This is a genomic window from uncultured Psychroserpens sp. (genome assembly GCF_947494225.1).
Classification (GTDB): Bacteria; Bacteroidota; Bacteroidia; order Flavobacteriales; family Flavobacteriaceae; genus Psychroserpens.
This window is the reverse complement of sequence record NZ_CANLUG010000005.1, coordinates 182,202-200,512: the sequence shown is the minus strand read 5'-3', so window position 1 is coordinate 200,512 and position 18,311 is coordinate 182,202. Positions and strand designations below refer to the sequence as shown.

At 33.9% G+C, this 18,311-nt stretch carries 20 protein-coding genes; 11 read left to right on the top strand and 9 right to left on the bottom strand.

All coding sequences use genetic code 11. The features are described from left to right. Positions 1-19 precede the first annotated feature (19 nt). Complete coding sequence (locus Q0893_RS13070) at positions 20-1,414, top strand: sugar transferase (RefSeq protein WP_299276281.1); 1,395 nt, start codon at positions 20-22, stop codon at positions 1,412-1,414. Between the two features lie 10 nt (positions 1,415-1,424). On the opposite strand, the gene lnt is transcribed toward Q0893_RS13070, so the two are convergent. Next, positions 1,425-3,017 (bottom strand): apolipoprotein N-acyltransferase, encoded by a 1,593-nt coding sequence (gene lnt / locus Q0893_RS13065; RefSeq protein ID WP_299276278.1) that lies wholly within the window; start codon positions 3,015-3,017, stop codon positions 1,425-1,427. Further along, positions 3,017-4,081 (bottom strand): PorV/PorQ family protein, encoded by a 1,065-nt coding sequence (locus Q0893_RS13060; RefSeq protein ID WP_298903248.1) that lies wholly within the window; start codon positions 4,079-4,081, stop codon positions 3,017-3,019. The genes lnt and Q0893_RS13060 overlap by 1 nt, the downstream gene beginning before the upstream one ends. A gap of 123 nt (positions 4,082-4,204) precedes the next feature. On the opposite strand from Q0893_RS13060, the gene Q0893_RS13055 reads away from it, so the two are divergent. From Q0893_RS13055 to Q0893_RS13045, 3 genes are read left to right on the top strand one after another with little or no spacing between them, the layout of a single operon-like run. After that, the gene (locus Q0893_RS13055; RefSeq protein WP_298903249.1) at positions 4,205-4,951 is read left to right on the top strand and encodes a CDP-alcohol phosphatidyltransferase family protein; all 747 of its coding nucleotides are present in this window, start codon (positions 4,205-4,207) and stop codon (positions 4,949-4,951) included. 6 nt (positions 4,952-4,957) lie between these two features. After that, positions 4,958-5,791 (top strand): tellurium resistance protein TerC, encoded by an 834-nt coding sequence (locus Q0893_RS13050; protein ID WP_298903250.1) that lies wholly within the window; start codon positions 4,958-4,960, stop codon positions 5,789-5,791. A gap of 9 nt (positions 5,792-5,800) precedes the next feature. Then, the gene (locus Q0893_RS13045) at positions 5,801-6,397 is read left to right on the top strand and encodes a hypothetical protein (protein WP_299276270.1); all 597 of its coding nucleotides are present in this window, start codon (positions 5,801-5,803) and stop codon (positions 6,395-6,397) included. 155 nt (positions 6,398-6,552) lie between these two features. Here the strand turns inward: Q0893_RS13045 and lptB are convergent, their stop codons facing one another. Genes lptB through Q0893_RS13025 form a run of 4 tightly spaced genes read right to left on the bottom strand, consistent with a single transcriptional unit; the run spans position 6,553 to position 9,487 of the window. Continuing rightward, the gene (gene lptB / locus Q0893_RS13040) at positions 6,553-7,296 is read right to left on the bottom strand and encodes an LPS export ABC transporter ATP-binding protein (RefSeq protein ID WP_298903252.1); all 744 of its coding nucleotides are present in this window, start codon (positions 7,294-7,296) and stop codon (positions 6,553-6,555) included. Positions 7,297-7,348: 52 nt separating this feature from the next. Then, positions 7,349-7,696: a carboxymuconolactone decarboxylase family protein gene (locus tag Q0893_RS13035; protein ID WP_298903253.1), complete on the bottom strand. Its 348-nt coding sequence runs from the start codon at positions 7,694-7,696 to the stop codon at positions 7,349-7,351. Then, positions 7,689-8,522 (bottom strand): twin-arginine translocase subunit TatC, encoded by an 834-nt coding sequence (gene tatC, locus Q0893_RS13030; protein ID WP_299276266.1) that lies wholly within the window; start codon positions 8,520-8,522, stop codon positions 7,689-7,691. The genes Q0893_RS13035 and tatC overlap by 8 nt, the downstream gene beginning before the upstream one ends. After that, a complete protein-coding gene (locus Q0893_RS13025; RefSeq protein ID WP_298903255.1) occupies positions 8,522-9,487 on the bottom strand; it encodes a KpsF/GutQ family sugar-phosphate isomerase in 966 nt (321 codons plus the stop codon). The genes tatC and Q0893_RS13025 overlap by 1 nt, the downstream gene beginning before the upstream one ends. An 86-nt stretch (positions 9,488-9,573) precedes the next feature. On the opposite strand from Q0893_RS13025, the gene Q0893_RS13020 reads away from it, so the two are divergent. The 5 genes from Q0893_RS13020 to Q0893_RS13000 all read left to right on the top strand — a co-directional run bounded on the left by Q0893_RS13020 (position 9,574) and on the right by Q0893_RS13000 (position 13,841). After that, a complete protein-coding gene (locus Q0893_RS13020) occupies positions 9,574-11,775 on the top strand; it encodes an ATP-dependent DNA helicase RecQ (RefSeq protein ID WP_298903256.1) in 2,202 nt (733 codons plus the stop codon). A gap of 122 nt (positions 11,776-11,897) precedes the next feature. Beyond that, a complete protein-coding gene (locus Q0893_RS13015; RefSeq protein WP_299276261.1) occupies positions 11,898-12,131 on the top strand; it encodes a thioredoxin family protein in 234 nt (77 codons plus the stop codon). Between the two features lie 68 nt (positions 12,132-12,199). After that, entirely contained in the window at positions 12,200-12,922 is a 723-nt protein-coding gene (locus Q0893_RS13010) for a hypothetical protein (protein ID WP_299276258.1), read from the top strand. Further along, a complete protein-coding gene (locus Q0893_RS13005; RefSeq protein WP_299276255.1) occupies positions 12,922-13,185 on the top strand; it encodes a DUF2024 family protein in 264 nt (87 codons plus the stop codon). Before Q0893_RS13010 ends, Q0893_RS13005 begins: the two co-directional genes overlap by 1 nt. Positions 13,186-13,235: 50 nt before the next feature. Then, positions 13,236-13,841: a MarR family winged helix-turn-helix transcriptional regulator gene (locus Q0893_RS13000; RefSeq protein ID WP_298903260.1), complete on the top strand. Its 606-nt coding sequence runs from the start codon at positions 13,236-13,238 to the stop codon at positions 13,839-13,841. Between the two features lie 4 nt (positions 13,842-13,845). Here Q0893_RS13000 and Q0893_RS12995 read toward each other — a convergent pair whose 3' ends face one another. Continuing rightward, entirely contained in the window at positions 13,846-14,298 is a 453-nt protein-coding gene (locus Q0893_RS12995) for a hypothetical protein (protein ID WP_299276252.1), read from the bottom strand. Between the two features lie 109 nt (positions 14,299-14,407). Here Q0893_RS12995 and Q0893_RS12990 point away from each other — a divergent pair, with 109 nt between their 5' ends. Next, positions 14,408-15,340 (top strand): peptidylprolyl isomerase, encoded by a 933-nt coding sequence (locus tag Q0893_RS12990; RefSeq protein WP_299276249.1) that lies wholly within the window; start codon positions 14,408-14,410, stop codon positions 15,338-15,340. A gap of 65 nt (positions 15,341-15,405) precedes the next feature. On the opposite strand, the gene Q0893_RS12985 is transcribed toward Q0893_RS12990, so the two are convergent. Beyond that, positions 15,406-15,786 carry a hypothetical protein gene (locus Q0893_RS12985; protein ID WP_298903263.1) on the bottom strand — a complete coding sequence of 127 codons (381 nt, stop codon included), beginning with the start codon at positions 15,784-15,786 and terminating at the stop codon, positions 15,406-15,408. Positions 15,787-15,910: 124 nt separating this feature from the next. On the opposite strand from Q0893_RS12985, the gene Q0893_RS12980 reads away from it, so the two are divergent. Further along, entirely contained in the window at positions 15,911-16,339 is a 429-nt protein-coding gene (locus Q0893_RS12980; RefSeq protein WP_298903264.1) for a hypothetical protein, read from the top strand. 55 nt (positions 16,340-16,394) lie between these two features. Here the strand turns inward: Q0893_RS12980 and Q0893_RS12975 are convergent, their stop codons facing one another. Continuing rightward, positions 16,395-18,191 carry a serine hydrolase gene (locus Q0893_RS12975; RefSeq protein WP_299276244.1) on the bottom strand — a complete coding sequence of 599 codons (1,797 nt, stop codon included), beginning with the start codon at positions 18,189-18,191 and terminating at the stop codon, positions 16,395-16,397. Between the last annotated feature and the right edge of the window lie 120 nt (positions 18,192-18,311).

Sequence of the window (18,311 nt, the reverse complement as noted above, 5' to 3'; positions counted from 1 at the left end):
ATAGACCTTCTTTAAACTAATGAGCCGCAAAAAAGACATACATTTCGAAATCTCTGAACGGAAGATACTTTTACGTATTTTAGATATCTGTCTTGTCATTTTAGGCTTATATATTTTAGAGCAAAGTGTAAACTATGATTACTTAACATTATCTCAAGAAAATATTGTTCCCCTAATTGTTTTAGCAGTCTATATCACTATTTTTGGGACGATTTTCGAAATTTATGATCTTCAGAAATCGAGTAAATTAGATGTTACCTTTCGAAATATCGTGTTAACGGCATCAACGACAGTGCTATTTTATTTACTGACGCCAGTTTTAACACCTTTTCTTCCAGAACAAAGATTACAGATTGTCTATTTTTATTTGATTCTCATCATTATGATTTTTGTTTGGCGATGGGCTTATATTGTGTTCATTTCCTCTCCCAGATTTTATAAGAAAGTGTTGTTGGTGGGAGAAATATCTAATATTGAAAATATTATAAAACCTCTTAATCAGTCTGACCCTAATTATAAGATCGTTGGTTTTATTAATTCTGAAACTGAAACAGACTCGCCAATTAAGTTTAAGGGTTTAAAAGAATTCGAATCTAGCATGTTAATGGAGGTGATAAAAAAGGAGAAGATTTCTGAAATTTTAATAGCCAGTTATAACTCTGAAACTATAACTCCCGAAATATACCACGATCTCATTACCCTTTTAGATCAGGGATTTACTATAAGGGAATATACCCAAGTGTTTGAAGAAATTACGTATCGTGTACCCATTCAGTTTGTTGGAAAAGATTTTTATAAATACTTTCCTTTTAGCAGGAGTAATCAAAATACGCTATACCTTTTTTTTCATAGAACTTTTGATATTGCATTTTCTGTTATTGGTTTGATTTTTGGCCTCTGTATTTTACCTCTTATTTTCTTGGGAAATATAATTGCCAACAAAGGACCTCTTTTTTATTTTCAGGAACGGGTTGGTCAGAATGGAAAACTGTTTCAAATTGTCAAACTAAGGAGTATGGTGGTTAATGCTGAAACAGGAGGAGCAAAATGGGCTCAAAAAAATGATTCTAGAATTACCAAGTTTGGAATGTTTTTAAGACGATCACGTTTAGATGAAATACCGCAATTTATTAATGTCCTTAGAGGCGATATGAGTATAATTGGACCTCGACCAGAGCGCCCATTTTTTGTCAATGAACTCTCAAGGATTATTCCATTTTATGAAACTCGACATATTGTTAAACCTGGACTTACAGGATGGGCTCAAGTGAATACACGTTATGGTTCGTCTGTAGATGATAGCCTAACAAAACTTCAGTATGATTTGTATTATATCAAACACCGAAGTTTGTTTTTAGATATCAATATTATTGTAAAAACGTTGAGTACTATACTTTACTATAGAGGGCAATAACAGAGACCTATTATAGACGCTCCTTTTTTCTTCGGAAAAAGCCAATCAAGAACATAAATATTAAAATAAACACGCTAATTCTGGCTATATAGTCGCCAGCCATAACATAAAAAGTTATTTTATTATTTGTGGTTATTTGCCCAGATAAGGCTCCTTTTGTATCGTAGTCTAGATGGCTTGTAATATCTCCTTTTGCATCTATAATTGCCGAAATTCCAGTATTAGCACTTCTAGCAATATCACGACGTGTTTCAACCGCTCTCAATCTGGCATAACTTAAGTGCTGTTTATGCCCTTGGGTTTCGTTCCACCAAGCATCATTTGTGATGATAGCTAGAAAATTAGCATCGTTTCTCACATAACCAGTGACAAATTCACCATAAACAGATTCATAACAAATTATTGGAGCTACCTTAAATTTAGAGTTGGATGATGTAAAAACGCCCCTGTGATCTTGAGTCGTTTTCATAGCAACGGTACCACCAAGATCTATCATTGCATCTCCTATAATTGGCTTTAAAAAACTTTGATATGGGAAGTTCTCTATACCAACAACTAACTTAGATTTATTGTACTGTTGAACAGAGTCTGATGTATTTATTAATAATGCCGAATTATAATCATCGTACCAAGTTGTAGCATTGTATTGATTGGTTTCTGATCGCACTTTATTCTCGTCTTTAAATATATCGATGAATGAAACTCCTAATAATAGGTTTGTATTTGGATGTTCTCCCACATAACTCTGGAGCTTGTGTTTTAAGAGCGAGTTTTCAAACTTTCTAAGACGTATACTTTCAGCAAAAAAAGTTTCGGGAGCAATGACAAAATCTGTAGAATCGGTCAATTTAGAATCGGCCAAAGATTTAAAGAGTTCTAAAAATTTAAGATTTGACATATCGTATTTTTCCGAATATGGATCAATATTTGGCTGCAACGCTATAATATTAACTGTTTCTCCTTCGTGGGAATACGTATTGTAAATAACTAATGAAATACCTATTGGAATGATAATGAGCGCGGCACATTTCAGCAAAACAGATTTTAAAATGGCTTTAGACTTTTCTTTTTGATATGATAATACGCCCTTGAAAAAGAATACATTTAGGAGCCAAACCCATAAAGTGCCTCCAAAAGTTCCTGTGTATTCATACCATTGTATCCATGTAATATATTCTGAAAATCCGTTTCCTAAATTTAACCAAGGCCATGAAAATTCCCAACCAAGATGCAGTTTTTCAAAACTTATCCATAGGGTTACTAAAAACAATAAGGCTCTATTTTGAGATTGTCGTTTTGCATATTTATGATACACTAAAAATAAAGTGGCCATGAGTGCAGTATTCACAAAAACAGCAAAACTTGCGCCAAATAAACTGGCATGTCTTAACCAGCTCGTGGTTGTGATGTTCCAAATGAAAAAGGCGAGATAGGCTAGTCCAAAAATTTTGAGACCTTGACGTTTAGCATCAGATAGACGCAATTGACGCTCTGCAAGAAGCAATGGGACAAAGCCTATAAAAAGCAATAAAGGAAAGCCGTATGTGGGCCAGCCTAAAGCTAATATTGTTCCTGAAATTATTGAGAGTAAAATTCGGTTCACTATCTAAAGATACTAAAATCGAGTTTTAATGAAAATACATTGGAGTATAACGCAGCACTTTGATCTCCAATGTCTGTAAAGGCATAATCTAATTGTATGCCTCTATATTTAAAACCTAAGCCCAAACTTGGTTGAAAAGTTAGGTTTTCAGAATTATCGATTTGTAATTCATTTTGAAAGTTTCCAACCCCAGCTCTTAAAAAAACAAGGTCGGTATAACCAAATTCTAATCCGATTGCCGGGTTTACACTTGCAAATGAAGTGGACACAACATCATTGTTTTCTTCGAATCTCACATTAAGATCGAACGAGGTAAGTAATGAATAATCGTAGTGAAATATAAACTTCTTAGAGACCCCAATCTGTAATTTAGGTATAGTAAGTTCTGTTTTTTCTGGAACGGTCTGGTTTTGCCCTTCAATAGCAGATTGGATATCGGCTAATTTCGCATCGTCAAATGACCATGCGTTAAAGGTTGTGGTAATATCTCTGGCCATAATTCCAAACTTCCAGTCATTACGTGTTTCAAATTGAATACCAGCATCAAGGCCAAAACCCCAAGAATTGGCAAAATCTCCAATAATACGGCGAACCAATTTGGCATTTACGCCGTAGCTTAATCCATCAAGAGGTAGCTTTCGTGCATAAGAAAATGTCAAAGCATAGTCGGCAGTAGAGAACAAACTAACCCGATCATAGTTAATATTTCCTTGGTCATCAATTAATTGTGTTGTATCTAAAATATCGTCTACACCAAACCTAATTAGTGATAACGCGATGGCACTTCTGTCGTCTAAAGGTTTGGCAAAAGCGATGTAATTATAGTTTGCAATGTTAGCAAAATAGCTTGAATGTAAGAGTGCTAATTCATTATCTTCAATATGAACTAATCCTGCGGGATTCCAATATCCAGAATTTACATCTGCAGTATGTGAAACCACACTATTGCTCATACCAAGAGCAGCTGCATCCACACCAATATTTAAAAATTCATTTGAATATTTAGTCTGAGCAGTGCAAAAAAAAGTAATCAAAGTCGAGGCAATGAATATATATTTTTTCAACAGCAAAAATTTTTTACAAAGATGCACAATATTTTTCACCTATTAAACTTGAAAAAGCAGTAGATATTGTCTTTGTTTTGTGTTTGTCGTAAATAGTTTGCTATTTTTACATAAATCTAATCTATGACTATAAAAAAATACATTCCTAATTTTGTAACCTTACTTAATTTACTGTGTGGAAGTATTGCCGTTATTTTTGCTGTTCATAACAATTTTATTGCAACATCGGCTTTTGTATTTTTGGGTATTTTCTTTGATTTTTTTGATGGTTTATTGGCCAGAAAACTCAATGTTCAGAGCGCGTTGGGCGTCCAACTCGATTCCTTAGCCGATATGGTAACTAGCGGATTGGTTCCAGGGATTGTAATGTACAAACTTATTGCAATGAGTATTGATGCTCCTGAGGTTGTAACACAAAAAGAATGGAATGCTCATTTCAGTTTTAGTGATTTAAATATAGCGCCTATTGCACTTATAGGGTTATGTATTACTTTGGCTTCATCTTATCGTTTAGCAAAATTTAATATAGATGAAGATCAGCAAACTTATTTTAAAGGCTTGCCTACACCAGCGAATACGTTACTTATTTTATCATTGCCTTTGATTATAGAATTTCAGAATAATAGTTTTGCAACATCGCTTATTTTAAATCAATGGTTTTTAATTGGGATGACCTTATTAAGCTGCTATTTACTTAATTCTAAAATAAAATTATTTGCTTTAAAGTTTAAAGATTTTAGCATAACTAATAACAAATTTAGATATCTTCTTATTGTTTTAACTATTGGGCTTCTGGTGTTTTTTCATTTTCTTGCCATTCCAATAATTATATTATTATATATCATTTTATCTCTAATTAAAAATAACTAATTACTCATGTTAGAAATTATTTTCACGCTATTAATGCTTGTGATGTTGCAAGCTGTTTTAGGATTTGATAATCTACTTTATATTTCTTTAGAATCGAAAAAGGCGCCAGCGTCTGATCAGAAAAGAGTACGAAAGGTTGGTATCCTAATTGCTATTGTTCTAAGAATTGTGTTATTATTTGTTCTTGTATCTATTATCGATTTCTTTCAAGAACCGTTTTCTTTTATGACTGGTAAAATAGAAAATGTGCTCGATTTTGCTTTTAACGGTCACAGTTTAATTGTATTAGCTGGAGGTGGATTTATTATTTACACGGCAATTAAAGAAATATGGCATATGATAGGACATACAGATTTGAACGATGAGGTGGGTGAAGATTCTAAACGTAGAAAGTCGGCCAATGCGGCAATTACTAGTATTGTAATTATGAATTTGGTGTTTTCTTTTGATTCTATCTTGGCCGCTATTGGACTAACGAGCGAAATAGAAAATTCAACAACAGCATTTATTGTTATGGCAATTGCCATTGTAGCTAGTGGATTATTAATGTTATTACTGGCAGATAAAATTTCGGTATTTTTAGCTAAGAATAGAATGTATGAGGTGTTAGGTCTATTTATTCTATTTATAGTTGGAATTATGCTAGTTACCGAAGGTGGTCACTTAGCTCATTTAAAAATCTTTGGAAATGAAATAGTTCCAATGAGTAAAACAACATTTTATTTTGTAATTGTGGTGTTGGTTATTACAGATATCGTGCAAGGACGTTACCAAAAAAAGCTAATCGCAGAGCAGGAAAGCTTGAAATCACACGCTCAAACCAAAAATGACGACGCCTAATTTATACCTATGAAAGACTTAAAATTCCCTATCAATTTCACTTTTAATGTGACAACCATATCTAACGATTTTTCCGCAACTGATGCCACTGGTAAAACGGTTGCTTATGTGCGTCAAAAAATGTTTAAACTGAAAGAGGATATCAATATTTATAGCAATGAATCCAAGAACCATTTAGCTTATAATATAAGAGCGGATAAATGGATAGACTTCTCTGCAGCTTACAGCATGAAGGATGCTCAAGGAAGGGAGATTGGTAAAATAGCAAGAAAAGGTTGGGCTTCTATTTGGAAAGCTCATTACGAACTTATAGATCAGCATCAGAAATTACAGTATCATATTAGAGAGGATAATGCCTGGGTGAAAGTTCTGGATGGCGTCTTGGGAAATATTCCAATTATTGGTGGGTTTACGGGCTACTTGTTTAACCCGAGTTATACTGTAACTGATTTAAAAGGGCAAGCTGTATGTCAATTAAAAAAGGAACCATCATTTTTTGGTAGGAAATTTAAACTCTCTAAATTAAAACCTATAGATAATGATGACGATGAACGCATCATTCTAGGCTTTATGATGATGGTATTGTTAGAGAGAAGAAGAGGGTAACCTTTAATTATCCGCTTCAATAAAATTGTGAAAACATGTGCTATTCTTGTAATTTCAACGAGTCTGTAGTGCAGCATATTAAACAAACCAATTTCAATTTTTTCAAAACAAAAAAGAGACGTTGATTAATTGAGAAGGATGTGCTTAAATAGTATTTAGAACTCAAGTTTCTTTTTACGAAGCTCAAAGTTTTGACCTAGATAGACTTTTCGTACCATCTCATCATTGGCTAATTCTTCTGGCTTTCCAGCTTTTAATATGCTACCTTCAAACATTAAATATGTTCTATCTGTAATGGCCAAGGTTTCTTGAACGTTATGATCTGTGATTAAGATACCAATGTTTTTCTTTTTCAGTTGCGCTACAATACGTTGAATGTCTTCAACGGCAACTGGGTCAACACCCGCAAATGGTTCATCGAGTAAAATAAAATCAGGGTCAGTAGCAAGTGCACGAGCTATTTCGGTACGTCGACGCTCACCACCAGATAATAAATCACCTCTGTTTTTTCGGATATGCTCTAAACTAAATTCATCAATTAGAGACTCCATTTTATCTTGTTGCTGTTTTTTACTCAACTTGGTCATTTGAAGAACACTTAAGATATTATCTTCAATACTTAGTTTTCTAAAAACAGAAGCTTCTTGAGCTAGATAACCTATACCATTTTGTGCACGCTTATACATTGGGTAATTGGTAATATCTGTGCCTTCAAGATAGATATTTCCGCCATTAGGTTTTATTAAACCGACAATCATATAAAATGACGTGGTTTTACCAGCCCCATTCGGGCCAAGTAATCCAACAATCTCGCCTTGATTTACTTCAAGAGAAACGTCTTTTACCACCTTTCGCCCACTATAGGACTTCATTAGATTTTTGGCTTTTAATGTCTTCATAAGTGCTAAAATAGCAAATTCAAAACGACTCGCTTTTTAATTTATTAAAAGTTTAACTGTGAGATTCTAAGGCATCCCAGTATTCATAGGCTTTTCTTAAGTGAGGAATAACAATTGTGCCACCAACTAAAGTAGCTATACTTAAAGCCTCTACAACTTCTTTTTTACTAAGACCAATTTTATAACTGGATTCTAGATGGTATTTAATACAGTCATCACAACGCAATACAGTTGAGGCCACGAGACCTAATAACTCTTTAGTTTTTTTGTCTAGAGCACCTTCTGTAAACGCATTGGTATCTAGATTGAATATACGTTTGATAATTTTATTATTATCTGCAAGAATGGCATCATTCATTTTAGAACGATAGGCATTAAATTCGGAAACAGGATTAGACATTGATGTTTTGTTTTTTGTTTTGGTTTCTAACAACCACTTTAGAAATATAAATACTTACTTGATATAAAATTAAAATTGGAATTGCCACAATAACCTGACTAGCAATATCTGGAGGGGTAATAATTGCTGCTAATATTAAAACAAGTACTAAGGCAAATTTGCGATATTTCCTCATGATTTTAGGTGTTACCAAACCTATTTTAGTTAAGAAATATACGACTATAGGTAATTCAAAAATAAAGCCAGCAGCAATCGACGAGGATCTAACCGTTGAAATATATGAACTAAGATCAAATTCGTTAGACACTTCTGCACTTACAATATAATTTCCTAAGAAATTTATAGTTAAGGGTGTCACAATATAGTATCCAAAAAGAACACCTAAGAAAAACAAAAATGAAGAAGCAAAAATAAAGCCTCTTGAATGGCGACGCTCACTGGCATGTAAACCAGGACTAATAAAACGCCAGAATTGATAAATGATATATGGGAACGCTAAGATGAAACCAGCGTATATAGAGGTCCAAATGTCTGCTGAAAATTGTCCAGCAACTGTTCTGTTTTGAATTCTAAAAGGAAACTCAGCGGCACAGAATGTTGAGTCATCTACACCAACCATTGTAGATACATCACATAGCCATTGATAAGTTGGAAAAGTCATTCGCTTAGGAGCAAAAATGATATTTTCAAAAATGAAGCCACTAAAAATAAATGCTACAGTAGCGCAAATTAGTATCGAAACTGTAATACGAATTAAATGCCATCTTAAGTCTTCGAGATGGTCAAGAAATGACATTTCTTTCTCATTGGTATTCTGTTTTGCCATTATATAATACCTTCTTTTATTAAATCATGTAAATGTATGACACCTGAGTATTCACCGTTGTTTTCTACTAATAATTGTGAGATACCATTTGTTTCCATAAGTTCCATGGCATCCACAGCCATAGCATCTTCATTAATCCTTTTAGGATTACTACTCATAATATCTTTGGCCGTTAGATGCAGAAACTCATTACTTTTAGTGAGCATTCGTCTCAGGTCACCATCAGTAATAATTCCAATTATTTTATTGTTTTCAACAACAGCTGTAACACCTAACATTTTTTCAGAAATCTCAACAATCACGTCTCTCGCTGAAGTATCTGGTGCGACCTTTGGTTTTTGATTAATTGACGATAAATCACTTACCCTTAGGTATAATCGCTTCCCCAAAGCTCCTCCGGGATGATATTTTGCAAAATCTTTACTAGAAAACCCTCTTAACTCTAATAGGCAAACTGCTAAGGCATCACCAATTACAAGTTGAGCAGTTGTGCTTGTTGTAGGAGCCAAATTATTAGGACAAGCCTCTTGTTCAACATAAGCATTAAGAATAAAATCAGCCTGTTGAGCTAAAAACGATTTGTCATTCCCTGTAATAGCAATCATTTTGTTCTTAGCATTTTTAATTAAAGGAACAAGAACCTTGATTTCGGGTGTGTTTCCACTTTTAGAGATGCAGATCACTACATCATCTTCTAAAATTAAGCCTAAATCACCATGAATGGCATCTGCAGCATGCATAAAAATAGAAGGTGTACCTGTAGAATTTAGTGTTGCTACAATTTTATTTGCAATGATGGCACTTTTACCAATTCCAGTAATAATGACACGCCCTTTAGAATTGTACATTAGAGCTACTGCATTGGCGAAATCATCGGTTAATAAATGACTTAAATTTGCAATCGCATCACGCTCTAAATCTATAGTTTTTCTGGCCGTTTCAAGGATAGATTGTGTACTGTTCAAAATTAATTTTTTTTGAGTTTGATGGGTTTAAAGAAATTGTTATCTTTAGGTTTATGCAAATGTATCAAAAATACTAATAGGGATTAATGAGTATAAAAGAAATTGATATACATTCTGCACTTAAACAGTACTTCGGTTTTACAAAATTTAAAGGACTTCAAGAAAGTGTAATAAAAAGCGTTGTTGCTGGTGAGGATGTATTCGTTATAATGCCTACAGGAGGAGGAAAATCATTGTGTTATCAACTTCCTGCGTTAATAAAAGATGGGACAGCAATTATTGTATCACCACTAATTGCGCTAATGAAAAACCAGGTGGATGCCATTAGAGGTGTTTCAAATGAAGAAGGTGTTGCCCATGTTTTAAATTCTTCACTTAATAAAACGGAAGTTAAACGCGTTAAAGAAGATATTACCAACGGCGTAACAAAACTACTATATGTAGCTCCAGAATCATTAACCAAAGAGGAACATGTTGAGTTTTTAAGAACTGTGACTATCTCTTTTATGGCTGTAGATGAAGCGCATTGTATTAGTGAATGGGGTCATGATTTTAGACCAGAGTACCGAAACCTGAGACACATTATTAAACGAATTGGTGATAATATCCCAATTATTGGATTAACCGCTACTGCGACACCTAAGGTTCAAGAAGATATTTTAAAGAGTTTGGATATTCAAGGTGCTACGACATTCAAAGCGTCTTTTAATAGACCTAATTTATACTATGAGATCCGACCTAAAACGAAAAATGTCGATGCAGATATTATTCGATTTGTAAAAAAGAACGAAGGAAAATCAGGTATTGTATATTGTTTAAGTAGGAAACGTGTTGAAGAGTTAGCACAGGTTCTACAAGTAAACGGAATAAAAGCTGTTCCTTACCATGCAGGACTAGATCCCAAAACTCGTGTAAAGCATCAAGACATGTTTTTAATGGAAGATTGTGATGTCGTTGTTGCTACCATTGCATTTGGAATGGGAATTGATAAACCCGATGTACGTTTTGTTATTCATCATGATATTCCTAAAAGTATTGAAAGTTATTATCAAGAAACAGGACGCGCTGGACGAGATGGAGGAGAAGGTCATTGCTTGGCATATTATGCATATAAGGATATAGAAAAACTTGAAAAATTCATGTCTGGAAAACCAGTAGCTGAACAAGAAATTGGTCATGCATTGTTGCAAGAAGTGGTGGCTTTTGCAGAGAGTTCAGTGTCTAGACGAAAGTTTATTCTACACTATTTTGGCGAAGAATTTGATAATGCGACAGGTGAAGGAGGAGATATGGATGATAATGTTCGTAATCCTAAAAAACAGAATGAAGCCAAAGATGAGGTGGTGACTTTGTTACAAACTGTAGAGAAAACAAATGAAAAATATAAGTCTAAAGATTTAGTACAAGTGTTGGTTGGTCAAACGAATGCATTAATTTCTTCTCACAAAACCGATGGACAACCCTTTTTTGGTGTTGGAAAAGCTAAAGATAAACGCTATTGGATGGCTTTGATTCGTCAAGTACTTGTAGCAGGATTGCTCAAAAAAGATATTGAAACATATGGAGTTTTACGTCTTCCTGAACTTGGAAAAGTCTTTTTAAAGTCTCCTCAATCCTTTATGATGGCTGAGGATCATGTTTTTGATGAAGGAACCGATGATGGCATCGTAACAGCTGCTAAAGGTGGTGGAGGTGTTGCAGATGAGGCACTTATGAAAATGCTTAAAGATTTACGTAAACAAAATGCTAAAAGACTAGGAGTTCCTCCTTTTGTTATTTTTCAAGACCCATCGCTGGAGGATATGGCATTGAAATATCCAATCACGTTAGATGAATTGAGTAATGTTCATGGTGTTGGAGATGGTAAGGCTAAAAAATACGGAAAAGATTTTGTGGCATTAATTGCCCAATATGTGGATGATAATGGTATTGATAGACCTGACGATTTTGTGGTTAAAAGTACAGGCTCTAATTCGGCAATCAAACTTTATATTATTCAAAATGTTGATAGAAAACTGCCATTAACAGACATCGCATCTTCTAAGGGTATGTCTATGCCAGATTTTGTTAAAGAAATGGAAGCTATTGTATTCTCTGGAACAAAGCTCAATATTAATTATTGGTTAGATGATATTTTAGATGAAGATCAACAAGAAGAAATCCATGAATATTTTATGGAGTCTGAAACCGACAAAATTGATGTTGCAATAGAAGAATTTGATGGTGATTATGACGATGAAGAACTGCGATTGTATCGTATCAAATTTATTAGCGAAGTGGCTAATTAAAATTCAAAACTAATAGAACGAGTGAGGCTAATTTCTAAAATTAAATGTTAAATATTTTTATTAGTTAGGAATCCTAACTATATTTACAAAGCAATAATGCAAAATCAAAAACAAAGAATCTTATGAGTAAATCAATTTTTTATCACGCTGGCTGTTCTGTTTGTGTAAGCGCAGAGCATGACATCGTAAATTTAGTAGGACAAGACAACGTAGAAATTGTCAATATTGGGGAAGATAGATCACGAATCCCAGAAGCCGAGGCAGCAGGTGTCAAATCAGTTCCGGCCTTAGTAACGCCAAACGGTCACGCTCTCCATATTAATTTTGGAGCCTCAATGGCAGACGTAAAAGGCTAATTTTTAATCAATATAGTTAGGACTCCTAATATAAAAGGAGTCTTGGCTATTCTAAATCAAAAGGAATAATGAAAACAATAAGTTTATCAATAGCAATAGTATTTATTTTAAGTACAACATGGTCTTGTGCGCAGGATAATCCATACAACAATGCAGATTTCAAGATTGAAGATGTTCGTGTGACTCATAACGCAGATTTAAGTTTAACTGTTTGGGAAATTGACGTAAATGGTAAGGCAGCACATACAACTCCAATAAAAGCTGGACAACTAGATGGTGCTCCAGTTTTAGGTTATGTATTTCCTACCTCCTTAAAACCTACAGATGTTGGTTTTAACCAAACCAATGGGATAGTAGCATTGGCTTTAACTTCGCATCCCGATTTTGATGACACCCCATTATGGGATGAAAATAATGACAAAATATATGATAACGACGGTATTGTGTGGCATCCGCATTGGGTTGTCTTGCACGAAGATAAAAGAGTGGCTGGTGGGCTCTCGGTTAAGCAGTTTAAGAAAGCAGATAAAACAGTTGTTTTGCCTCCAACAAATCCAGGAATGCCTATGTACATGGATTCTCCAGGTTATGCCGTAGCAGCAAATGCCAATACAATTAAAGTCATTGTACCAGATTATAGAATTAACAATCAAATCAATTTTAACTACGATGGTGTTACGGCTTTCATGAAAGTGAATACGAGCAATGATAATCTACCAATGTTAGGTGTATATGACGTGTTTAGTGTGGCTAGCGGAGATTTGTCATTACCTTATAAAGTGAAGAAATAATGAGAGTTTCAGTTTGGGATACTTATGTGAAACGCGATGATGGAAATGTAATGCATTTTGACATTCTCGTATCGAGCACGACAACTGATGAAGCTACAATTTTTGGCTTCGGAAATGATTATTTAAAAAGCAAATCCATTTATAATAAGATGTTATCGACAAAAGAATGTCGTTTGTGTCATATGGAACAAGCAACGGAAGACGTCGAAAAAGAAATTTTAAAAAAGGGCTATTTTATTATCGAAATGGAAAATTGTAATTAATTTAATTAGGATGACTAACTTTGTCCCGCAATTAAATGCGGGACTTTTTTATGAAAGACAACAGTATTTTTAATCCAGATCAGCAACAAAAAGACTTATCAAGTAAAATTGTTACAGGGCTTGAGCGCATTTCTGAAGTGTTTAAAATACTACTTTGGGAGAAATCAAAAGTAGTAGGTTTGAGTCCAATTCAAATTCAAATTCTAGTTTTTATATCCTTTCATAAGAGTGATTTGTGTAATGTAAGTCATTTAGCCAAAGAATTTAATGTGACTAAACCAACCATTAGTGATGCCATTAAAATTCTAAATAAAAAAGGCTTAGTTATTAAAGACTATTCTACAATAGATAGTCGCAGGTATAATATTCAATTATCACCTTCAGGAAAAGACATCATTGCTCAAGTTCATGATTTTGCAAATCCACTTAAAACGCAATTAGATCATTTTGAGCAATCTGATTTAGAAGGTTTATTTAGTACATTAAGTGAGCTTATTTATAAGTTGAATAGAATAGGACTATTAAGTGTTCAGCGTACCTGTTTTGGCTGTAAGTTTTATCAAAAACATACAACGTCAGATTATTGTAGTTTGCTTGAAAAAGAACTACTGAGTGAAGCGATTAGACTTGATTGTCCTGAGTTTGAAGAGAAGTAGCTAATTATGTTTTCTTATCGTTGTTAATTGCTGAAAATCTAATCTCATACTTTTTGCATTTCAACACTAAATCGTCCAGTTTCGAGTTAGTGATTTTTGCCGCATCATCTTCTTCAATTTGAAAATCAATTTTCGTAATACTTCGACCTTTTACGTCTGTTGGGTCAGATTCGAATTCAACCGAGTCTGATGCCAATGTTAATTCAAAATTTTCACCTCTTATTATTAATTGACCACCTTTTTTCGTTTTAACTTGAAAGTTCCCAACAATAACAGTTTGAAAAAAATAATAACCACCAAGTTCATTTAGTCCAGAATACATAACATTGTGTTCGGCAATAGCAAAAGGTTCATGCTCAATATCACTAGTAATAGCTTCAATAGTGTCTGAGGAAGATGCTGTATCTATTGGTTTTGAATTTCCGAGGGCAGATTTTAACTTAGTAAAAAAACTCATGGTATTGTTATTTTTGGCAAAGCTAATCTTATGATGTTCAAATTCCAAATCTAGGGTCTCACTTCTAACAGAGTTTGTTATCTTTGCACCTCAATTAAAATTAAATACCATGCAAGACGGTTTATACGCAAAATTTAATACAACAAAAGGCGAAATTTTAGTCGCTTTAGAATATCAAAAAACACCAGGAACTGTAGGTAACTTTGTTGCTCTAGCTGAAGGAAATTTAGAAAATACAGTGAAGCCTCAAGGAACACCATATTATGATGGATTGAAATTTCACAGGGTTATACCAGATTTTATGATTCAAGGTGGTTGCCCTCAAGGTACTGGAACTGGAAATCCAGGTTATAAATTTGATGATGAATTTCATCCAGATTTAAAGCATGACAGACCAGGTATATTGTCTATGGCTAATTCTGGTCCTGGAACAAACGGAAGCCAATTTTTCATTACACATGTAGAAACACCTTGGTTGGATAATAATCACACGGTTTTTGGAAAAGTAATTGAAGGTCAAGATATTGTTGATGCTATTGCACAGGGCGACCAAATAAACACATTGGAAATTGTAAAAGTGGGAGCAGAAGCTGAAGGTTTTAATGCTGTAGAGGCGTTTAGAGTGTTTGAAGGCGCTAGAGAAAAACGAGTAGCCGCAGAACGAGAAGCAGCGAGAGCAGAGTTAGATAAGTTAGCTGCTGGCTTCGAGGAAACGAAAAGTGGCTTACGTTACCAAATTATCCAAAAAGGAGAAGGTAAAGCAGCTCAAGCGGGTAACATGGTTTCTGTACATTATAAAGGTCAGTTAGCAGATGGAACTGTATTTGATTCTTCTTACAAAAGAAACTCACCTTTAGATTTTCAAGTTGGAGTTGGTCAAGTTATTCCAGGATGGGATGAAGGTATTTGTTTACTTAATGTAGGAGATAAAGCACGTTTAGTTATTCCTAGTGATTTAGGTTATGGCGCGGCGGGAGCTGGTGGTGTAATTCCTCCAAATGCAACCCTAGTTTTTGATGTAGAATTAATGGATGTGAAATAGTATATTCACTCGATATAAAAAAAGCACCACAATTTGTGGTGCTTTTTTATTTTTCAAATTAGAATTTAATTGTTCTTATAAATTAAATCGACTAAAATCTCTGCCTTAGCTTTATTAAAGATAACTTTATAGGTAGAATTCTTAGTGTCGTTTTCTTTGATATAAAGATTGTCAACTTGCGTGAAATCGTTTTTTGAAATATAATCATCTAGGTCAACTTTGTCTGTGTCAATTTTAAATTTTGAAATTTTTCTATTGTTTTCACAAGTACAATCTGTTGATGTGATTTTTGGAATGTTAACACCTGTCCGCAATTCGATACTATCAATATTGTAGAGTTGGCAAGATTGCGTGTTATAAATATGTCTTCCAAAGAGATGTAAACCTCCATAGAGCATTGCTACGGCAATACCTAGAAGTACACTACCAAAAAGTAACTTTTTCATGGTTGGTTGATGTTGTTTAAAATAAAACGAAATGTCTTAATTATTATTATCAATTTTTGATTCTCACCATTGATTTTATAATTAATAGTTGGCTTTTCTGAACTTAAAATGTTAAATTCAATATATGATTAGTATAAAGGAAACAGTCTTTTATGATAAAATACTTAAAGAACTCAATTATGAATTTGGAGATGTTTTCATTTTTGACGGTTTCATTATATCTGAAATGAAAGAAGGTTTCACCATAAATTGGGATGAACATATGACTAACGTATCTGATGATGTTGCTCAGTTTTCTGGAAATAATGGTTCAGATTTGATTTATATCTCACATCGCATTCATTCTTATTCTATTATGCCGAGTGATTGGCTTAAATTCTATAAGCAGAGTTATACACTAAAAGGATACGGAATTGTAGGCTATACCAGAAGTAGTTTTTTACATGTCGTTATCGAAAATTTGTTTTTTCACAAAAAAATAAAACGATTTGCTAATTTAGAAACAGCTATACAGTGGGCAACAGATAAAGTATTATCAGAAGTTGATGACTAAAAAAAGCACTCTGTTTTTAAAAGAGTGCTTATGGCAATACCATATATGTTCGTCATCATTTTCGTTTGGCAACGAAGGTGCCATTAGGTTGAATGGCTTTTAATTCATTAATTGTTCCATCATCAGATTCAATAAATTCAATTTTAAAGCCTTCTAAGGTTTTGAACGAGAATTTATGTTTTGAAGTTGGAATTAATTCATATTCTGGTTGACCTTTGATAAATAAATAAAGGGCATCACCTTTGGTATAAACTTTAAAGCCTGTTCCAGAAATGTCATATTCACCAGTATAGATTTCTAGTGTTTTTGAATCTACATCAATCGTATTAGGCGTTCTCTTAAACACAACAGGATCAACCGTAGGTTCTATTTTTGCTTTGGCACCAGAAATATCGCCTGTATCGTTAATTTCAAACGTTAGTTTGAGTGATTGGCCATAATCTGTAGTATCTACTTTTCCATCTACAACATCAACAAGTTCAAAAGTGTCGTAATGATAGTGGTGCACATATAGCTTGTCCGTGTTTATTTGTGTGAAAAGTGAATCGTTTTTAAGAACAATTTCAAATTCTCCATAACCCTTGTTTGAGTAAGTCCCAGTATACTCTTGGTTAACATGAGAAGGTTTAGTGTTTTTAACGTTAGACGTTTCTGAATTTTCTTCCGCATCAGACTGCGCCTTTTTGTTTTTCTCTAGACCTTCCTCATAACGTCCTATCCAATCTGAACGTTCTTCGTTTAACATACGATCAGATATCGTATTTCTCACTAAAGATGGTACTGCCGAACCGTTTTGATTGGTTAACACAACGATACCTATTTTGTCACTAGGGAAGAAAGCTACATTGGCAGAAAACCCATTAATATTTCCACCATGTTCTACGCGATAATGTCCTTTGTATGATTGTAAAAACCAACCATAGCCATAGTTTGCAAAATGAATATCTGGAAATTTGTCATCAGGAGTATTGGCACCAACTACCATTTGAGAACTGAGAGCTTCGTTAATATAACTTTCTGGGATAATGTCGTCACCTTTATATTTTCCATCATTAATCCATGTAATTAACCATTTAGACATATCATTAACACTACTATTAATGCTTCCTGCAGGAGACATGCCAGCAATATCGTAATAATCCATTTTGCTTATCACGTTTCCTTTTTTAAGTTCATAACCTAATGCCGCATTAGAACTCGACTTCATTTCGGCAATTGTAGCATTAGATCTGTTCATGTCTAATGGCACAAAAAAGTAATCCTTAATATTGTCCTCCCAACTTTTACCAGTAATTCTTTCGGCAATAACGCCTTGCGCTAAAAACCCAAAGTTATTGTAATACCATTGTTGTCTAATTCCCGTAAATGGCTCTTGATGTTTAATTCGTGCTAAAAGACTGTCTTTGTCGTGCGTAGGGAAATAGTACCATGAACCGTCATGTCTAGGCAAACCAGTACTATGCCTCATAAGGTCTTTAATGATAATGTTGTTGTTCATATCATTATTATAAAATTCTAATTCAGGAATATGCGTTCTAGGGTTATCATCAAATGAGAGCTTTTCGTCTGCCCTTAATAGGCCTAAGATTGATGATGTAAATGCCTTTGTAGATGAACCAATCGCAAAAAGCGTATTGGCATCAACAGGGATTTTATTTTCATAATCTCTATACCCAAATCCTTTGGCATATACGATTTTATCCCCTTCAACGACGGCAACAGCAAATCCTGGTGCATTGGTAGCTTCTAAAATTTTGTTTAACTCCTTTTCAACACCCTTCAAACGTTTATCCTGTGCTGAAATTGAAGAAACAAAAAACAGACTTAAAATGAGTAAAGCTAATTTTTTCATAATTATGATTTATTGTTAGAATAGATATAGTGTTAGTAGCTAAGTTGCAAGATAAGTTACTTTTATTTTAAGATTTTTACAATTCGTCCATTAAATGTTACAATTCGGTTATTTCATTTT